Source organism: Acidithrix sp. C25, from assembly GCF_904848545.2.
In genome coordinates this window covers 547,375-567,478 of the sequence record NZ_CAJHCI020000002.1, presented here as the reverse complement: position 1 = coordinate 567,478, position 20,104 = coordinate 547,375, and the positions used below count along the sequence as shown (strand labels likewise).

Annotated in this window: 10 protein-coding genes; 5 read left to right on the top strand and 5 right to left on the bottom strand. The window is 46.4% G+C overall.

The genetic code is table 11. The features are described 5' to 3' along the window. Positions 1 to 1,255: 1,255 nt before the first annotated feature. The 4 genes from ACIDITHRIX25_RS95595 to aroQ all read left to right on the top strand — a co-directional run bounded on the left by ACIDITHRIX25_RS95595 (position 1,256) and on the right by aroQ (position 9,210). Positions 1,256 to 2,572, top strand: a complete 1,317-nt coding sequence (locus ACIDITHRIX25_RS95595; protein WP_201733199.1) for an arsenic transporter — start codon at positions 1,256 to 1,258, stop codon at positions 2,570 to 2,572. Positions 2,573 to 3,851: 1,279 nt separating this feature from the next. After that, a complete protein-coding gene (locus tag ACIDITHRIX25_RS95590; protein ID WP_201733198.1) occupies positions 3,852 to 5,432 on the top strand; it encodes a bifunctional shikimate kinase/3-dehydroquinate synthase in 1,581 nt (526 codons plus the stop codon). A 1,815-nt stretch (positions 5,433 to 7,247) separates the two neighbouring features. Continuing rightward, positions 7,248 to 8,177, top strand: a complete 930-nt coding sequence (locus ACIDITHRIX25_RS95585; protein WP_201733197.1) for a ketopantoate reductase family protein — start codon at positions 7,248 to 7,250, stop codon at positions 8,175 to 8,177. Positions 8,178 to 8,772: 595 nt separating this feature from the next. Next, entirely contained in the window at positions 8,773 to 9,210 is a 438-nt protein-coding gene (gene aroQ, locus ACIDITHRIX25_RS95580; RefSeq protein ID WP_201733196.1) for a type II 3-dehydroquinate dehydratase, read from the top strand. 336 nt (positions 9,211 to 9,546) lie between these two features. On the opposite strand, the gene ACIDITHRIX25_RS95575 is transcribed toward aroQ, so the two are convergent. Continuing rightward, a complete protein-coding gene (locus tag ACIDITHRIX25_RS95575; RefSeq protein ID WP_052605782.1) occupies positions 9,547 to 10,224 on the bottom strand; it encodes a hypothetical protein in 678 nt (225 codons plus the stop codon). Positions 10,225 to 11,283: 1,059 nt separating this feature from the next. Between ACIDITHRIX25_RS95575 and ACIDITHRIX25_RS95570 the strand changes: the two genes are divergently transcribed. Further along, positions 11,284 to 14,412: an EAL domain-containing protein gene (locus tag ACIDITHRIX25_RS95570; protein ID WP_201733195.1), complete on the top strand. Its 3,129-nt coding sequence runs from the start codon at positions 11,284 to 11,286 to the stop codon at positions 14,410 to 14,412. A 299-nt stretch (positions 14,413 to 14,711) separates the two neighbouring features. Here the strand turns inward: ACIDITHRIX25_RS95570 and ACIDITHRIX25_RS95565 are convergent, their stop codons facing one another. From ACIDITHRIX25_RS95565 to ACIDITHRIX25_RS95550, 4 genes are all read right to left on the bottom strand, one after another. Further along, on the bottom strand, positions 14,712 to 16,079 hold the full coding sequence (locus ACIDITHRIX25_RS95565) for an ABC1 kinase family protein (RefSeq protein WP_213333446.1): 1,368 nt from the start codon (positions 16,077 to 16,079) through the stop codon (positions 14,712 to 14,714). Between the two features lie 53 nt (positions 16,080 to 16,132). Then, positions 16,133 to 16,852 carry a DUF169 domain-containing protein gene (locus tag ACIDITHRIX25_RS95560; RefSeq protein ID WP_213333445.1) on the bottom strand — a complete coding sequence of 240 codons (720 nt, stop codon included), beginning with the start codon at positions 16,850 to 16,852 and terminating at the stop codon, positions 16,133 to 16,135. A gap of 152 nt (positions 16,853 to 17,004) precedes the next feature. Next, a complete protein-coding gene (locus ACIDITHRIX25_RS95555; RefSeq protein ID WP_052605778.1) occupies positions 17,005 to 18,624 on the bottom strand; it encodes an AMP-binding protein in 1,620 nt (539 codons plus the stop codon). A 194-nt stretch (positions 18,625 to 18,818) separates the two neighbouring features. Next, positions 18,819 to 19,721 carry a TIGR01777 family oxidoreductase gene (locus ACIDITHRIX25_RS95550; protein ID WP_082058663.1) on the bottom strand — a complete coding sequence of 301 codons (903 nt, stop codon included), beginning with the start codon at positions 19,719 to 19,721 and terminating at the stop codon, positions 18,819 to 18,821. Between the last annotated feature and the right edge of the window lie 383 nt (positions 19,722 to 20,104).

Below are 20,104 nucleotides of genomic sequence, written 5' to 3'. Positions count from 1 at the left end.
AGAGTCTAAAGCCTATCAGTTGGTGGTTGAGAAGCTCATGGGTCCTAGGTTAGGGGAAACCGTCGGCCGTGCTTTGAGTACATTTTGTGCATCATTAGCGATTTTTGACGTGACAGTATCTGAAATGATAACTTGTGAGACCAGCATGAAGACTGCGAAGATTCCTACTAGGTAAGCTACTTTCTTCTTTTTCTTTATCGTCTGACCACTATTTTTCATTGCGTCGGATACGGTGCCACGTCGATCTTGTATCAATCTAACTTTTAAGATTTCTGCCCAGATCTAGCTTCACATTATATGGCATCATAAACATTTGTCATATCTGTCATTTTCAAGGTAGAGGGATTATTTGTATCAGCTGGATCTGAATTGGAAAAATTCTGTGACAAATCGATTTGGGAGCATTTTTAGTATCTTTGGGTGCGATTTAACGTCGCCAGATGAATCGCTCTTTTAAGAGCGGGGGTTTTAATCGTCGTCATTGGTTTTTTCATCCATGGGTTGCAATGAACGCTGGGATGAAAAGAAAGTCCGAGAATCTAGGCTTTCAATAAGTGGCCTCTATATAGATCGTCTTTAAATAGACCGTGTTTATCGCAGTGTCGTTTTTGCTAGCTTGTGGTAGTTGGCTTATCGCGGAAGTCCTTATGAGTAATTTAAGGTAAATTTGCAGCTAGAACCTAGTTGTGTTCATAGCTCTAGGAAATTGAATGTGAAACCTTGGGTAATTAGATAGTGACGATAGCTTACCTTTGATCTTTTAGTTCTCTCATTTTTTGATGCAGTTTTTCTCCGGAGAATTATCTTGGCCAGGCTTTATCCAGTCCGTGGTCTCTTATAAGCGAATGGCTATTTTGAGACTGTCACGATTCGAAGTTGCTTGGGCCAATTAATGGACCTAGGATCGCACGCTGTAACCTTTTCTAACTTGATGTGATTGATTTCCATAGTTTTTCTCTCGGCTACTTGCGTTCTTGGGCCAGGGAGCCTTTGTCCATGTCGATTTGTCCTTTGGTTATTTTGGATGCACTTAGGCGATGGTCAGTTAGATTGATATTGCCTAGTTGATTCCTCTCACTTTCGATAGCCCTTCCTTGATTCTGTGGCCGTTTGTCAGTGTCTATTTAGTTCAAGTGGTTAGGAACGTTGGTTTGAACACCTTAAATTTCAGTTTACGATCCAGTCGTCGTGCAAATTTTATTGATCTCCCCTTCGGTAGGGTTGGGCGACTCATCCTCTTTGAAAGTGCCTTCTAATGATTGCATTGAGTGGATTTTGGCTCTCCTTTTGTGCCGTCGTGATCTTTGGAGTTACCTTAGCCTTGGTCATAATTCAACCCAAGGGGCTCTCAATCGGTTGGTCTTCGGCTGGCGGGGCGATCGTCGCTATCTCCCTTGGCGTGGTTAAATTAGCTGATGTGGCCACCGTCTGGTCGATTGTCTGGAATGCGACCTTTACCTTTGTTGCGGTAATTATTATTTCTCTGGTATTAGATCGAGTTGGTTTCTTCAAGTGGGCAGCTCTGCATGTGCTGATCCTTGCGCGAGGAAGCGTGACGCGCGCATTTATATACCAACTTGTACTTGGAGCCTTTGTCGCTTGCTTTTTTGCAAACGATGGAGCTGCTCTGATTCTCACGCCGATAGTTTACGAGCAGATGATTGCCTTGGGTTTTGATCGGCGATCGGCCATGCCCTTTGTAATGGCCGCAGGTTTTATTGCCGATACGACCAGCCTTCCGCTTGTAGTCTCGAATTTGGTTAATATCGTCAGTGCCAACTACTTTCATATTGGATTTGTCTCATATGCGGCGACGATGGCGCCGGTTGATGTTGTCGCCTTTGGGGCAAGTTTGGGTGTTTTGTATCTTTACTACCGTGGGGATTTGAAATCTCGATACGACGTTGGTCTTTTGCCAACTCCAAGTTCGGTGATAGCAGATCGAAGGATTTTTCGAGCTGGATGGGTAGTTTTGGTAGCGCTTGTAATTGGTTACCTGCTTTCGGAGCCGCTTCATTTCGCACTTTCAGTCCCTGCATCGCTTATTGCTATCGTATTTTTAGCCTTGGCGTCTTCGTCTCGAGCCTTATCAAGTTCTAAGGTGATTAGGGACGCACCCTGGAAGATCGTGGTCTTTTCAGTCGGCATGTATCTGGTTGTCTATGGCCTCTTCAATGCGGGTCTCACTCGTTATCTATCGGAGGCCCTGTCTGGCGTAAGCCATGCGGGCGTGGTTCCTTCGGCCCTGGTTGGTGGGGTTGGAGCGGCGGTCTTGTCGGCGGTGATGAACAATATGCCAACGGTTCTAGTTGGTGCGCTTGCCATTCACGGCTCTCACACATCTGGTGTTGTTCACTCAGTCTTGGTGTACGCGAACGTAGTGGGGGCAGACCTTGGTCCTAAATTCACCCCTATTGGATCGCTAGCCACGCTTTTGTGGCTCCATGTGCTTGAAACAAAAGGAATAAAGATTTCTTGGGGTCAATATTTCAAGCAGGGGATCATCTTAACGGTTCCGGTACTTTTAGTTACCCTGCTAGCCCTTTCAGGTTGGATAAGCTTGATTCATTGAGCTCGGTTTTGCCGTATCGACCATCATCTGTTTGGTGCACTTCGACTTAGTGTCCTTATTGGACAGGGCCAAGATAGCTGGCATATTTGCTCAGTTTTTCGAACCTTAGTGCCTGTGAAGTCTGGTTATTTTTGGTTTTATATGGATTTACCCACCTGTGGCGTTTGCATTTTGGTTAACTATTTGCCGATTCCCTCGTAGCTCTTGGTTTATGAGATTGAAGTTAGATTTAGATATGGGATCGTCACTATTGAACCAATCCCACCGGGTCCAATTTCCTTCATGGAGATCCGACAATCTCAACACCGCTGCTACCTGAGCTTTTGGTTTGCTATGCCAACTGGACCTCGAAACAGCAACGGTACTTTTTGGTCTACAGGCTGATCCCATTGGCATTGAATTGTCACGTGATTGATGGTCTTTTGTGCCCTTCGTCGTCCTATCGCTACACAAAAGCTAATGGACTTAGGAGCGGGAAACCCCTTACTGGGTCGTCTGGGTTGTGTCGCGTATTGGCGGACTTGTGGCGTCATTGAAATTACGATCCCTCTTGGGCCTCAGAGTCTTAGGTACCAATGATCGCCTCCGAAACACCGATCGCATGCGATAGCTTGCGATCACTGATGAAGTGTGATTCTATGGTTAGAAGATTCCGGCATTACCTATCTAGCCATTGGAGCATCAAGAGACAGGAAAGTGTCGATCGTTTCTAGGCGACGCTTCTTTCGATTGATGCTCTTTTTAGGATGGAGGTCTTTTTGTTTGCTTTACTTCATTGCAGCTTATTGCACCGAAAGTACTCTCACCAGGGTGTAAGCATTTTCGGAAATCTCAGTAACCTCGGACTCTTTTAGAGAGTGAGCTTCTTCAGCATCAGCGCTTGGCTTTCTTTGCATGTATCGGAAAGGTCTTTTGGACATCGAAATGATTTCCTCCGTCTACATTATGGATACAAAGCTCAGATTAGTAGCGGATCAATTAAATGGGAGCCTTTCACTGTCGAGGGAACACGGCCCAAATATTAGGTGTGTCCCTGAGCGGCGAAATGCTGGTCTCTGGCGATACTATGGCATCACGGCGTTATCATCGGGACACTATCCTGTAGCACTAGGGTTAGCTTGTATCGGCGATTTTTACGAGCTAGTTGTACCTTCGATGGGTGAGACCTCGGGTTTTTTCGCAGGTGCAGTGAAATTCCTATTAGGCGCCATTTAGATGGAAAAGCGGGCTTTGCTAGATCACGATCTCATATTGTAGATATTGGAGTTGAGGTAGTTCAGTGATAGTCCTAATTGGGTTTATGGGCTCAGGCAAGACGACAGTGGGTTATTTGCTGGCCGAGAAACTAGGGGTTCCCTTCGTTGACAGCGATATTCATATCGAAAGGAAAGAGAAAAGATCTATTCGAGCGATCTTTGACGAAGACGGAGAGGCGGCCTTTAGACAGATCGAACATAGAACCGTAGTTGAGATACTTTCGGGTCCTGACGCAGTGGTCGCTCTAGGGGGAGGTGCTGCCGAGCACGCGGGGACTCGGCTTGCCTTTCCTGGTGCAATCGTAATCTATCTTGAGGTCGAATATGACGAGGCCGTACTTAGAATTGGCCATGACGCCTATCGCCCAATGATGTCAATGGCCAACTTGAGGGGAATATACGAGCGGCGCCTGCCACTATATAGAAGTGTTGCAACGCTCAAAGTGCGAACTAACGGACGTCGCCCGGAAGCTATCGTCATGGAGATCATTGAGGCCGTAGTCGCTCCGGCGACCGTTCCTGACCAAGTTCAAAGCATATTGGTGGCGCCGATGGGTGGGGCTCACTACGTGCATATTGGTGAGGGTTTGATCGAACGTTTTGGCGATCTGCTGCCAGTGCTCCACGGTGGCGAAAATGCCTTTGTGATATCGGCGATCGATGACGTTGAAATGGTTGAATCTGTTGCAACTGGATTGAGGGATCGAGGGCTAGTTGTCTCGACTTTTGTAGTTCCTTTGGGTCCGAGATGTAAGTCATTTGAGATCGTTCATCAACTTTCGCTCTTTTTGGCGAGCCATAATGCTCATCGCGACGACGTCATCGTCGGGGTAGGGGACGATTCGCTCTGCTACTTGGTTGGTTTTGTGGCATCTACCTTTAACCGTGGAATTAAGCTCGCACTATTACCGACTACATTGCTAGGGCAGGTTGACCTTGCAATTGGTGGTAAGAATGCCATCAATTTACCGCAGGGATCTAATCTTATAGGAACCATATATCAGCCAATTGTTGTTGTTGATGACGTTGATATTGCATCTTCTAGGAGACAGGATGGCTTCGTCTCGGGGATCGCTGAGACCATCAAGCATGCATTGATTGCCGATGCAGAGCTTCTATCGTTTTTGTTCAAGAATGCACAGGCTATATTATTAGGTGACAAGGACTTGCTTTGTTCTGTCGTGGCTCGTTCGGTTGATATAAAGGCGCAAATTGTCGCTGCGGACGAGCGCGAGCAAGGCGAGCGTATATATCTTAACTATGGCCATACTTTTGGACACGCTTTTGAATACCTGTTAGAAGAGACGCCTGATCGTCACGGTCAAGCCGTAGCGCTTGGAATGATGGCAGCGGCATATCTCGCTTACAGACAGGGACGAATTTCAAATGAGGTGGTGGAGCAGCATCGCCAGATCCTTAGCGCTTATGGTCTTTGTACTTTCGGACGGTTTCAAATGGAAGACATGCACCGCGCTTGGATGCATGACAAAAAATATCGTGGCGGAGTCCGGTTTGTGGTCCTAAATGGAATCGGCCTGCCTGAAGGAGGCGTGGAGGTTTCTGATGAGACATTGATTGACGTCCTAAATGATTTGGCTACTTAGCCTTTCATTTGCAGGAGATCTTTTTTAGTTTGCTTATGTCGATCTTAGATTGTTAGTGTCGAAAATTTGGCGGCAAATTGTCGCCGTTGATTTTGGCAGATTGTTGGATTATCATTTTCTTTACGCACGACCAGGGTTAGATGTTCCTAATTTCAACAATATGATTGGAACCGCTAATAGCGTTGGCCAGCAATTTATGAACTTCCACAGTCCGATGATGAACATCGTATCTTCGAATCTAGAGGTTGTGTCGTATCGTAAATGGTGCAGGACTTCGGATTTAACCTTAATTAGGGGCTATTAGTTCTTTTTAAAATCACCATGGAAGCATTAGCGGATTTCTTCCGGAGTGGGATTTCGCTCAACTAACGATGCCGAGCTGTGCTCGGTGATCAGAGACGATGACTGTTCTGAATTTCGCTTTTATACAACCTTCAGCCTATTTGCTGACGGAAGTTATTGGATCGTGGCTGAAGTGTCCAGATCAAAACAAAACGCAGAGTTGTGACTAGAGAAGCTGCCCGTATCCAATTTAAGGACCAGGCGGGCTTTAACGCGGTGGATATCCGTATTCACTATATCGACTCTTGGCTCGGGAGGGTCGATATCGAGGCAGGGGAGATCCAATGACAAGGACGTTACCTGTTCCTACTAGGTGTATGCAAGACGTTAATCTGCTATTAGGCAGATTATTGGTGGTGCGGCGCAGTAGTTGGTTACTTTCATTTTTATACCCGAGATTAGAGATAGGGTCATTTGCGTCATCTTCGAATATCCCAAAAAGCTACAAGTGATACCTAGCCCACTGGCACGAAATATCCCCCAGCGTACTTAGCCTTGACACGGCATGCGGTGCTTGAACTGAAAACGCCAGGGAGACTTTCTCTCTAATGCAAAGTTTGTTGGAACCACCCCTAGAAAGTGTATCGTCTAACAATCGCTGAGATTCGTTGAGCATAAGAAAGACTTCAAAGTGTAACCCGATGTGACAAAGTGACCTATTTCAGATCGAGGACTACGTTCATCGCACTGAAGACCTTCCCCGCTTGGTTGGTAATGCGAAGTCGAAGAAGATCTCTAGGATCTGTTCACCATGGTCAATCATCGAGAATAAAGAATAAATACATTAAATAAATTTCTAGGTCGGATGTTCCAAGGTTCAAAGGATTAATGCGGCACATGGCAGCCCAAACTATCCCGATCGAGTCCTTGGATCTCTCTCTCAACGCTTCAGCATGGGGATAACTTTCAGGATGGCAATTCTTGTTCGGAATGCGATCGGCAAGACGAACAAGAATTACCTCACTGATGTGGACATCAAATTGAGGATCTGCGACCGCCAAATCAGCTTATTCACTTCCTATCGGGAAGTGAATAAGATCTCTTGATGTTAGTTTGCTGTGGTGAACGTAAAGTAGAAAATGCTGTCGACGATGGTAGGACTCCAAGCAAACTACGACAACGAAAGTTGGGCGTGGGAAATGGGCTACCAACCTCTCACTTCGGTTCCTTCTTGACGTGCAGGAAGAATGAAAGCGGCTGGAGAGCGAAGGGGAATCGAGCACCTTTGAATGCGTAGGTATTTGGGAGCGGTCGGGCCTCTACGACTCTACTAAGTGGAGCGGTTGTCTCATTCGTTTGTATTTGAGTCTTGTGGAATTTAGATTGATGGTTCTTGTGGACTTTGATACCGTCATATGGGTCGGATTTGATTCTTTTAGAGCGATGCTTCTTCTTGGTGTGGTCTTCGTTGTCCTTTTGGATCAAGCTAAAAGCGGTTATTTATTAGATTTCGAAGGTCAATGGTGTAAATAGATGGGCATTTCGGTCTGTGTGGTGGGCGCTGGCGCGCTGGGGAGTGCTTTCGCAGCCTTGCTCTTTGATAGCGGCTGCGAAGTTACGCTACTTTGCCGGCGAAGCGAACAAGCCAAGGAGATAAATGAAAATGGTTTGACTATCAATATTGATAGTCAAACCAAGGTATCGATGGTAAGGGCGACAGCCGATTCTCGCGAAATACCGGTTGCCGATTTGATTATAATCTTGGTCAAATCAAGGCAAACTAGGGGAGCTATTCAAAGTGTCCTTGGCGTGGTTGGGGGAAAGAGTAGTGTTTTGACCATTCAAAATGGCCTTGGCAATGAAGAGATATTGGCTGAGGTAGTTGGCGTCGACAAGGTCTTGAGTGCCAGGACTTACGTAGGCAGTGCTCGGAACCACTTGGGCCAATTTGGGGTGACCATTCAAAATAGGGAGACCGTCATAGGTGAAACAGATGGCAGAATTACTCCGCGACTTGAAAAAATTGCCCGGACTTTTGACGACGCTGGATTGATGACCGTCATCTCCAACAACATAGTTGGAACGATTTGGGACAAGCTTTTGGTGAATCTGGCTACTGGAGCGCTTAGCGCGATTACCAGGCTTGCATATGGCGACCTATATGAAATTGAAGAGGTGCAAAGATCTGCTTTTGAGATTATCACTGAAGGGATCAATCTTGCAGATGCAGCCGGCATTTCCATTACCGAGCGAAATGTTAAGGCGATCTGGGAGCATGCCGGGGTGGACTTGCCCAGAGACTTTAAGGCGTCGATGCTTCAAAGCGTGGAGAGACGCGAATTGACGGAGATTGATTTTATCAACGGTGCTATCGCGCGACTTGGAGTGCGCTTTGGTATAGCCACTCCGGCTAATAATGCAATGCTGGCAGCTCTTAAGGGGATAGAGAGATCCTTTAGTTAGCTAGAAGGGTCCGCACTCGGATCTTTGGGTGGACGGAGATGAGTTTGAGGAGTTGACCTTGTCGGATAGGACCATTTAAGTGCTCGACCACGTAGCAATAGTTGTTCGTGACGTCCGATAGTAACGTAGTTGTATTTGAGGAGGTCTTAGTGGTTGAGGTCACATTCGTCGATAGAGTCGACGATAACTCCTCCTAGCGTGGGGTGAGAGGTTGAATCTAATTGACTAGAGATCCGAAGTATTCTGAATTTCACCGAGCAGGTGACTGAGGTTGGCGTCAAGATGAGCAATATCGACCAAGTTAAACGAAAAGTTTTCGCCCCCGGAACAACCGAACTACTTTGAGGTCTAAATTGGATCTGCCTTCAAGGAGGTTTATGCATTAAGTTAGTCCAGTTCGACTCGGAGGTTCTAGGCATCTCGGCCGTCCTTCGGACGCCATGGAGCCTAGGTGGCATTCCAAATTGACGATCAAGGGTTTAGATGAGACGAGGAAAGGGTACTTTCGAGTGACTAGAAGGGCCAATTCTCAAGTTGATAGAGATTGCGCTTGACAAGTATGGTCATATAGTTATCCAATTGGAGGGAGAGATAATTGAAAAAGGTACTGATTGTCAATGGCCCGAACTTGAATATGCTGGGTCGACGGGAGCCCACGATTTACGGCTCTGACTCGTTGGCAACGATTGAGGCTCGATTGGAGTCTCTGAAAAGCGAATTAGATGTGGAGCTTGAATTTTTTCAGTCAAACCATGAAGGCGCCATCATCGATGCAATTCATGCAACGTTTGGTGATCATGATGGAATCGTAATCAACCCTGGTGCTTTCACGCACTATAGCTATGCGATTAGGGATGCATTAGCAGCAGTTAAGGTGCCTTTTGTCGAAATCCATATATCAAATGTTCATGCACGTGAAGCTTTTCGACATACCTCTGTTTTGGCGGCGTTAGCTGTTGGTCAAATTAGCGGCCTTGGAGTTTATGGATACGAGCTAGCACTACGGGGTCTATTGCGAAGCCTCGAATCCTAATCCTGAGGGCGATGCAAATAATCGCCTAGCTCACAACTCCCTTGACACCTAGGGGCTGCGAGCAATAGACATCTTTGTATATTCGGCACTTTAGTTCGAAGCTAACGACCCGTATGGTTCTTTGAATGCTTTCGAGTTGCCAGCGTGGTTTTTACCTAAGTGCTTTAGTAGTAGCACTTAGGTAAAAATAAAGGAAGACAGACAACGTTGAAAAGGGGAAACAAAGGCCAGATATGGAGAGTATCGATTTATCAGGATTTTGCTCGGGTGTTCCTTTTTTTTTTGATAATCCTTGCTAACTCTGCATTTCTAGGGCAATTTCCTTGCATCAACCCTTCAGGGAAGAATATTGATCGCTCTAGCCGCGACAACGATAACAGTTATCATGGAGACGATCGACTCCCCGGTCATGAGCATTTTGGCAAAGGATGTTAGGGGCATTGTGTCTGTGGGGCTAAAGGCTGTTGCATTGGTGAATGCGACGTAGACGTAATCGATCAATGTGGGCCTCCAATTTGGTTTAGCAAATTGTGGGTCTGTCATCTGAGGGAAAAGAAAGTCAGGGACGGCCTCATGATGGACAGCACGTTTGGCTGGTCCGCCTCGATCTAACTCCCAAAACCAAAGTCCAAAGACGATTGCATTTGTCAGCCATATTGCAACTGCCGAATAGACCAAACTTCGTCCGGAGATCTTCGATGCATCGAGAAGCCTTTGAACCAGGAGAATCACAGATGTAATATTGGCAAAATTTACAAGTGCTATAAGTGAAATAGCTAGGTATCTAAGAGCCTTAGTTTCGTGGTGTTCTCGAAATGGATTGAAGATTGTGAGTGGTACGATGAGGACGATTTCAAGGGCGGGAATTAGATACCGAGGACCATAGATGAGAGTCTGTGGAAGGACGACATAAAGTGCGATTGCAACTAAGAGGGCGATCGAAGCTGGCCAACGGGGTTCTTTCGAAATTATTGGATCATTGGAATTCTGGTGAGGCGATGGACTCTGGTTCACTTGATGTTTTCATCTCTGATCAATTGGCGATTGCTATCTTTGTGTCAATATCGTTTGCACATCGATGCATGGAATGTTTCGCTCTGGCTGTTAGGGCAGATTTAATACGACTTTGAACCATTATAGATAAGGCTATATTGGAAATAATTTAATAGCGGCAGATATGGGCCTTTTGGCGCCTTTGCTCTGAGAAATCCGACACCTTGCTTTTTACGCTATTGTGAGCGATCTAATTGTTTGGCCTTCCTCATGGGTTGTTAGGCCCCTCTTTGCCGGTAACTTATCTTTTGGCGCCCATTTTATTAGCGCCATTGAAGAGTCTGATGGGGTGTAGTTATGAGGAGAAATTACCCGATTCTCCCAGTTCTGGATTTTGCTCCTTGCCCGTGAGCGCGCATCAACATGATCGAGAGATAGTTCTTTGCAAATGCTAGAGAGAAAAATTATCAGATAACAGCTGTGACAGCTGTGATTTCAGAACGAGCTGGTTTGATAGCTGAATCATCAAAAGTAAATGAGTGAACCCAATCCAACTAAAGGAGGCGGGCTCAAGGTCTTGGAATCTGGCCCCAGCAAGCATCATGGATGGTGAAATACGCTTAGCATTTTAGCCATTTAAAGACGTCAAGGGCCTTCGTAGACTGTACCTGGATTAAATAAATATGATAGTTAGCCTTTGGAAGTATTATTTGACTACTTGGTCTGCTTGGTCTCCGCTATTGTTTGAGTGGTAGCATCTCGAACAATAGGAGATATCGGATTTTGGCAAGCACTAGATGTCGAGCCCTAGATGTTGAACTGGTTGTATATCTGTTTATTTTAGATTCTGCTTTTGGGAGTCGCTCTTATGGAGTGTTGATAAGGAGATTGGGCCCCTTGAGGGGTCGTAATAACTTGGTGCGAAGGATTCTTGAGCAAAGGCTAACTATAGTGTGATGGTGTTTTTGCCGATTGCTATCTGGTTAGGTGCTTTTTAAATTTAGGACATTTCTTTATTTGATATTGATTTCGCGTAATGATGGTAGAAACAGATTTATCAGGGGAGAGAGTCGGTCTTAGTTGCAGCGTTGGACAGATGATCAAGAGCTTCGTCAAGTAGCCTCCGATACATGTGAGGCTTTGGTGGTGAGTGCGAATTTTGACTTCGCAGTCATATATGCCTACGATAAATTTAGACTCGCATTTATCAAGGTAGGTACTTCCCAGCGGGGTTCCTTGGGTTTCGGAATTGGCCTGTTTGATTTCATGCCAATACAGGCAGAAGGCAACTTTTTGACAGAGTGGGTGAGCGAAGCCTTCCCAAGATCAAATCGGATCATCAATCTATCAGAACATCCGAATTCGTCCAAGGATGGCCAGATCTCTTTACTGACTGTTCCGTTTTTTGATAACGCTCTAAGTGGTAGTCTGCTGGGCGTATTGGTTGCGAAAGTAGACAAAGGTAGCCAGCTGCAAGAGTTGACTAAATTCATAACCTATCGAGGCGTTAGACGCCTGTCTCGCTACTTGATGGATATGCAACGCAAAGATCATTTTGTGAGGCAGGGCCACCATCTAGAGGTTTTAGGTGGTGCCATCCAAGGCGTTGTGGATGCAGAATTTGCATTCGATAGCCTGAATAAGATCTGCGAGCAGGCGGCTCTAGGAGTGGGCGCAGACTCAGCGAGGATTATCGTTGCCGACAATGAGACTCACCTGGCGACGATTGAAGCCTCTTATGGACCGCTTGGTGGTGTAGTCGGACGCCAGCGATCGCTCGACGAAGGAGTCGCTGGCGTGGTTCGAAAGACCGGCAAGCCTGTGATCATCTTTGACCTTTCAGCTAGACGTTGTTGGCCAAATGAAGTTGCCCTGTTGGATTATTTACATAGTGTACAATCTGGTTCCCAATCTGTTATCGCCGTTCCGCTGATGGATGAATTTGCTTCTTGCATTGGAGTTATCGGACTGCTTTCTTCTAATAAGGAGAGATTTGATCTCTTTGACTTGGATGTGATGACTCAGTTTTCCAGAGTTATCAGCGCCGCGATTTTGAAGTTGCGCTTGCGCAAGCAGGCCATGCGTCGTGAACGCGAGCTTGAATCACTGGTTTTGATGGCGCAAAAGCCCCAAGAGATCACCTCGCCAAAGGCCCTAGCAAGTCGCATAGTTGACTCACTGGCAAGTCATGGTGAGTTTGGCAAAGTTGAAGTAGAGGTGGCTTTTGATGGCGACCACGCAGCTCTAAAGTCAGATTTTGCTGACGCGGATTCCGTAGGCCCCAATGATAACCTTGCCCCTGAGTCGCCCTCTCTGCATGAGTCCAAAGTTATAAGTATTTCAGGTCCAAATGGATCAACTATCTCGATATCGGTTTCGCCAATTTCAAATCGAATAGGCCCGAGCCTTCATTTTGTCGAAAACTTTTCTAAGGTCGTTGCCTCTGCTTTGAATGGCGCAGTTCAATCTCGAGTCAGCCAAGAGTTGAGACTGCAAGCGGAACGAGAGGCAGAGGTCTTTCGTTCTTTGACCCAAAACTTACAAGATATGGTTGCTATAGTCAATGTCTGTGGCGTCGTTGAGCTAGCGTCTCCTTCGGTCGGACGAACATTAGGAATTCCGGGCGATCAAATTGTTGGTCGAAATTTATTTAGCATGGTCGGAGCGGACGAGAAGATTAGAATTGGCAGGTTTTTTGTCGATTTTTTAGATAATTTTGATTCGATGTCTGACGAAAGCTTAGAGCTGGAGACCCTGACGGTCAAGGTGCCTGGTCGTGGTGGAAGCGATATTCACTTACAGTTGAATGCGTCACCAAGATTTGATTCTGGTCGAAAAATCGATGGGTTCTATCTCTCTGCTACCGATATTACTCATCGCGTTGAACTTGAAGAGATGTTGCGACAACGAGCCCTTCGAGATGAATTGACCCAGTTGGCCAATAGAAGCGTTCTCTTGGACCGGACAAAATCAGCAATTGATTCACAGCGTCTTAAGCAGTTGACGGTTCTCATTTTTATTGATTTGGATGGCTTTAAAGCCGTCAATGACTCAAAGGGTCATGCATATGGCGACCTTGTGATCATCGAAGTTAGCAAGAGGCTAATTGATTTGATTCGACCCGGAGACGTTGCGGCTCGAATTGGTGGAGACGAGTTTGTAGTATTGTTGAGTCGAATTCGAAGCGTTTCTCAGGCCACCGATATTGCCGAGAGAATCCTAGCGGGGATATCGGCTCCAATATCTATAGATGGGGCCGACCACGTGATTACTGCTAGCCTCGGGGTGGCCTTTTCGCGAGATAAATCCGTTACTCCAGCAGATCTGTTGCGCGAATCAGACCTAGCCATGTATCGTGCCAAATCATTGGGTAAAGCCAGGGTGGAGGTATTTCGTCCAGCCTCTAGATCCGACGCAAATCTTCTCTCCGACCTTGATTTGGTGGTTGAGCTGCGGCGAGCTGTGGAGAGAAAAGAGATCTTTCTTCAATATCAGCCAATCTATAGGGCAGATACGAGAAAAATAGAATCCTTTGAAGTTCTGGCTCGATGGCGCCATCCTCAAAGAGGAATAATTCCGCCTGACTTATTCATACCAAGTGCAGAGCGGAACCACGTTATAAATCTATTGGGCTGGTCTATTCTCGGCGATGCACTTCAAGAACTTGCTAAATGGCGATCTATGAAGCTAAACACAACCTTCGCAATTAACTTTTCACCACTTCAATTCCTGGAGCGTGACTTTTCTTTCAAGTTGAATCGCCTCCTAGCAAAGTTTGGGCTTTTGCCCAACGACGTCGTAGTGGAGATTACCGAAGGTAATCTAGCACTTCAATCTGACCAGTTTTTAGAGAAGGTGGACGGATTGAAGCGCCTTGGGTTTCTGGTTGCCCTGGATGACTTTGGAGTAGGAAACTCGACCATAGCTAATTTGCGAGATCTTCCCTTTGACATTTTGAAGATCGATAAGAGCTATGTCCAAAACTCCGATTCAGGATCTAAAGCCGCAGCTATATTGCCAGCGCTGGTGGAGATTGCAAAAGCATCAAAGTTGGCGACAGTTGCCGAGGGAGTTGAGACCCAGGCGCAGCTAGAGAGGGTTCAAGCCCTAGGGGTTGACTTTATCCAAGGATACTTTTTCGCAAGGCCGATGGATCCAGATGAAGCGCTCTTTCTTGCAAAGGAGGATTGCGCCCTAAAGGTGACCTAAGTAATGCTCGAAGAGACCGGTCTCCTTTGTAATTGCTAATGCGAAGATTTCTTTTCAAGAGTTTGGAAGAGTTTGGTCATTTTTGAATGGTGGGGTTGGAGTCGGATGTGTTTGACCTTTGGTAGTGGTTCTACCACTTTTATCTGCTGGTGATCTCTAAGTAGTATTTAGATCTTGGCGTTGGGCTGTGGAAATAATTTAGGTGGAGCTACTTTATCCAGATTCACTCTTGTTCTTTCTTTTGGAGATAACTAGAAGGAGCTTTCTAAGTGAGGTTGCCCGTGGGTCACCCCCGGCGCTTACTGCTTCGCGGTACCTTCATCGAGGTTTTTGAGCCAATTTACTTCTCTTGCTCCCATGTCAGTTGATGGCGGCGTCTTCGTGAATGGCCAAATTTCGCCGGCTATACCTCGGAAATTCATTTCAGCAGAGAGGGCGGCAAGGATTGAATAGAGACCCAGATTGATTCTTTGAATGACCACGAACGATGGCGATACATTTAGGTACTTGGCGATCGGTGCCTTCTGGTTGAAGGTATGGGCGAAGAGGCGTGATGTGTAGTCCTCGTTGAAGGCGAATTTGTTGTTGTCCATAACCGACTCATAAAATGGGACAAAATGGTCATAGATTTGCTCGACATCAAGGTCGCACGATTCAGAGAGCAATCCAGCCGATTTGATCGATGCGCTAAAAGCCACTGGATCCTTGTCGATTACCATTGCAATAATCAGATGTTCAAAGATCTCGATCTCTTGCTTTCCGAAGTGTTTGGTCAATCCGAAATCTAAAAAAGTGACTCGGCCATCTTCTCCAAAGAGGTAGTTGCCAGGATGGGGATCTCCGTTGAATGACCTAAGTTGATATAAACTTCTAAAGACAAATCGAAATATTGTTTCACTGGCCAGATCCTTGGCCTCTTGGTCGTATTCTTGGAATTTTGAAAAGCTGACCCCTTCTCCAAGTTCGGTAGTGAGTAATTTTTCGGTTGAATAGTCTGCAATAACTCTCGGTATGACTATTGTTGGGTGGCCCTCAAAGAAGTTAGCGAATTTTCTTTGATTGGTGGCTTCGGCCTTGTAGTCAAGCTCTTCTAAGATGCGATCCGCGATTTCGTCTATCATCGAATCGGTGTCCATCGATGGATATCCCAATTTCAGACCCTTGGCTATGAGGCGGAGATTTGATAGGTCTGCGGTAATGGTATTTTTGATTCCGGGATATTGAATCTTTACTGCGACGGCTGCTCCATCTGATGTAACGGCACGATGAACTTGCCCAATTGAAGCAGCGGCAATTGGCTCTGGATCCCAAATTGCAAATACGCCATCGGGACCATCTCCAAGTTCCTGTCGTATAATCTCGTCTACCAACTCCTTTGACATCGGCGGGACGCTGTCTTGGAGTGAGCTAAATGGTGAACGTAGCTCGAGAGGAATTGGGGTTGATACGTAGCTTAGCATTTGACCGAATTTGGTCATAACGCCTCTCATCGAACCTAGCTCTTTTGCCACATCATTGATAGTTGTTATCTGTCGAGACCTGTCGATTGGCACACCAGGCTCGTGTGCATTAAAGGTAGCTAAAGCCTTTTCAGCGATTGTTCGGCCTGCAACCTTTGAACCCATATTGACGAGCTTGCTTAGACGTCGTATCCGTGATGAGTTCAAAGGAGGCTTCATCGATTTGAGATGATCTTGCTAGAGGAGACTTTCATTATCTGCTAATTCGCAAATCGTTTCGAATCAATCGATGCATAGTTGGCCACGTTTCGATCGATCGACGCTGTCTCTTCGAGCCGATCCAGTGCCTCTTGTAGTAATGGCCCAGGAATGGCGGCGGTCATCTCCGAAGATGGCATCGAGGTTCGGGTTCGCGAAAGCATGCATCCAAACGATAGCGCTATCTCCCCTAGCTCTTTGGCGATAGCCACGATATGACATTGGGGTTTTCCCTCGATCCTAGCGGTTGGAAATGCGTCTCTAAAGATCATTGCAGAGCGCGCATTCAATCGCAGAAAAACGACATCAGGAACGGAGCTTGAAGAGGAGAGCGGCTCGTAGATTACCTGTTCGGGTTGGGTTGTAACGTGCTCTATGGTGCCGAAGTCAGATTCACTGACCCAGCCCGAAGTTACTAGAGCACCGACATCTGATTTTGTTGCAGCCACGGATAGTTCCAAGAAACCATGGGTAAAAGAGCCGACCGAGCAGTTTGCATGGTCGGCTGCAACTGTTGCGAAACGCCTTTCCACCGCGTGCATCCAAAATACACATCCAGCGGCGACTCTGCCGGTGCGTCCATCTTCTGTGGGCAGTGGCATCTCAATGTCGAAGAACTCCTGCGATGGATCGACCCTATCTGAAAAACTTATTCCGATAGGTTCTACATTTAGATGGAGCGTACTTTTGAGTTTTGAAGCGGCGTTTTGCATTTCTATCATTCAATTGAGTCTAGATCGTAATTAAAAGGTAATCGGGACTGATTTGTAGTTGGCGAGTCAAAATTACTTGATCAATTCACTGACTAGTAACGTCATCGACGCTTCAGGACTCTCCGGACGGTGGTGATTTGATCATTGATCACCTGGTTCGACTATGAAGGCGCAAGTCCTAACTCCGCGATGGCCTGTTGTCGCATGACGTACTTTTGGACTTTGCCTGTAACGGTCATAGGAAATTCGCTGACAAATTTAATGACCTTTGGAACTTTATAGTGGGCTATCTTACCTTCGCAGTAGTCATGGATATCTTTTTGAGTGAGATTAGCCCCCTCTTTGAGTGTTATCCAAGCCATGACGACCTCACCATAGACAGGATCGGGAATTCCAATGACAGAGACGTCCATGATATCTGGATGCGAATATAGAAATTCCTCGATCTCTCGTGGATAGATGTTTTCGCCTCCCCTGATTATCATGTCCTTTGCTCTTCCAACGATGTTGAGAAAGCCGTCTTCGTCCATTATTGCTAAATCGCCAGTGTGCATCCATCGAGCAGGATCGATCGCTTCGGTCGTCTTTTTAGAGTCATTCCAATAGCCGAGCATTACCGAGTAGCCGCGAGTCAAAAACTCTCCAGGAACCCCCCGTTCAACGCAGTGCCCGTCACTGTCAACGACCTTTACTTCCAAGTGCGGAAGTACTCGCCCGACACTTCCAACTCGTTTTTCGATTTCGTCATCCACCTTGGTTTGGGTGGAAACAGGCGAAGTCTCTGTCATCCCATAGCAGATAGTGACCTGACTCATGTTCATCTTGCTTACGACTTGTTTCATGACTTCCACAGGACATGGCGAACCGGCCATTATCCCGGTGCGCAGGCTCGATAGATCGTAGTCGCCAAAGGTCGGGTCTGCTAGTTCTGCTATGAACATGGTCGGTACGCCATAAAGAGAAGTTGCGGTCTCGGTGGTGACGGCAGACAGGGCTGCTTTTGGTTCGAACGCGAAAGAGGGGATTATCATCTTTGAACCGTGCGAGGTGCATGCTAGATTCCCCATCACCATCCCGAAACAGTGATAGTAAGGCACAGGGATTACGACAGAGTCGAATTCCGTATATTTGCAGGTTTCTCCCACGAAATAGCCATTATTTAGAATGTTGTGGTGAGAGAGGGTTGCACCTTTGGGAAAGCCCGTAGTCCCGGAGGTGTACTGGATGTTGATCGGATCGTCAAAGTCCAACTGGTTCAAGATCGAACGCAATTGTTCTCTGTCTCCTTTTGCTCCACTGACCAAAAGATCGCTATAGCTCGAGTCCTCGAAGAGAAAGACGCGACGAAGCCCAGGTAGCCTCTCTTTTACCTCGTTGATCATCAACGAATAGTCTGAGGTCTTGAAGCTGGTCATGGCAAAGATTGCACTACAGCCCGACTGGTCTAGGACGTATTCAAGCTCGAAGGTACGATAGGCGGGATTGATGTTTACAAGTATTACGCCAATCTTTGCGGTTGCATACTGGACGATAGCCCACTCGTAGCGGTTTGGACTCCAGATCCCGATCCGATCGCCCTTGGTGAACCCCTCGTTGAGAAGGCCGAGCGCTAGGTCGTCGACCAGCTTGTTGAATTCATTGTAAGTGAGACGAATTGATTGATGGATCGCTACTAGCGCCTCGCGATCACCGAATCTAGATACGGTTTTTTCTAGATTACTTCCAATTGTCTCGGCCAAAAGGGGTGTTGAAGAAGATCCTTGTTCATATGAAATAGCCACGCCTTTAAATTATCGCCTTTTTGATCGACATATCGTCAAAATTTATATTTTTGGCAATATGTCGATTGTGTCTATTTCAATTTATTTCGATGTCTAACTCACTTTAAAGTAAGAATTAGATTGCAGATATTGCGACTTAGGAAGGTGGTGACAACCTCGAAACTTTACCTCACGAGATTTGTATCTCCAGATTCCTATTTATTCGCCACTAAATTGGCGAGAGCGCCGTTAATTTCGGGGAATTCGAATTTGAAGCCGGCTGAATCTAGGACTGACGGCAGAATTCGCGCCGATGAAAATAGCATCTCTTGGGCCATCTCGGCGCCCAACAGTGCTTTCAGTATCACACTGGGGGCTCCGAGTACTGCCGGACGATGCAGTGCATTTCCAAGGGCGCGCGTAAAGGCTAAATTAGTAACAGGGTTTGGAGCCACGAGGTTGACAGGTCCTTCGATCTCTGGGTGGTCCAAAAGGAAGACGAGAGCGCTCACTTCATCGTTGATATGAATCCAGCTGCTCCATTGAGTTCCAGCCCCTAATTTGGCACCCAACCCTAGTTTGAAGAGGGGGAGCTGTTTGGCAAGGGCGCCTCCTCTTGAATCCAAAACAATTCCGGTGCGAGCGAGTGCAACAGACCAACCATCTTGGTTGATTGGCGCTGCGGCTTTTTCCCAATCGGTGGTTACTTTTGCCAGAAATCCCACTCCGCCAGGGGATTTTTCGTCGAGGATCTTATCCCCCTGGTCACCGTAGAAGCCAATCGCTGATGCTATGACAAATCTAACCTTGGGGACCTCGAGTTTTTCCACCGCCTGGAAGATAGACCTTGTGGCGTTGATTCGAGAGTCATATATCTCCGCTTTGCGTTCTGGGCTCCACCGTTTTTGTGCGATTGGGGCTCCCGCTAGGTGAACTACTGCATCGAGGTTGGATAGACCAACTCCTGAGAGTTCAGCGCGATCGATTTCCCAAGAAACGGTGTTTCTTTCAGACGTGGTACCTCTTTTTGCAATTAGTACTTCGTCACCCCTAGCCTTGAGGGCGCCATTTAATTTTTTTCCTATGAGCCCCGAGGAGCCAGTTAGTAAAATCTTCAATTTATCTCTACTCCTGATCTAAATTTCATAGTTACAGATGAAGTTTTTATCATCCATCAATTGTTTGATTATAATAATTCCACTTTTTGGTCGAAATTATTTTTCTAGATATTTGCTTCTTTATCTGACTTGATATATTGCTCTAATTTTAGAATTTGCTCAATATTTTGACTTATAGAAGCATAGCTATCGCCGCTCTTTAACGAAAATCATATGCTAGAGATTGATATGCTGTGAATCAAGCGAGGTAAATTCTGACCGTTTTGACAAGCCTTAAATATTTTCACAATGGGTTTTGACAGTGGATGTTAATGTATGGTCTTGTCTATCTGGAGTTGCTTTGGCGGATTAATTAGGATTGGTCGTCGACGAAGACGTGACGC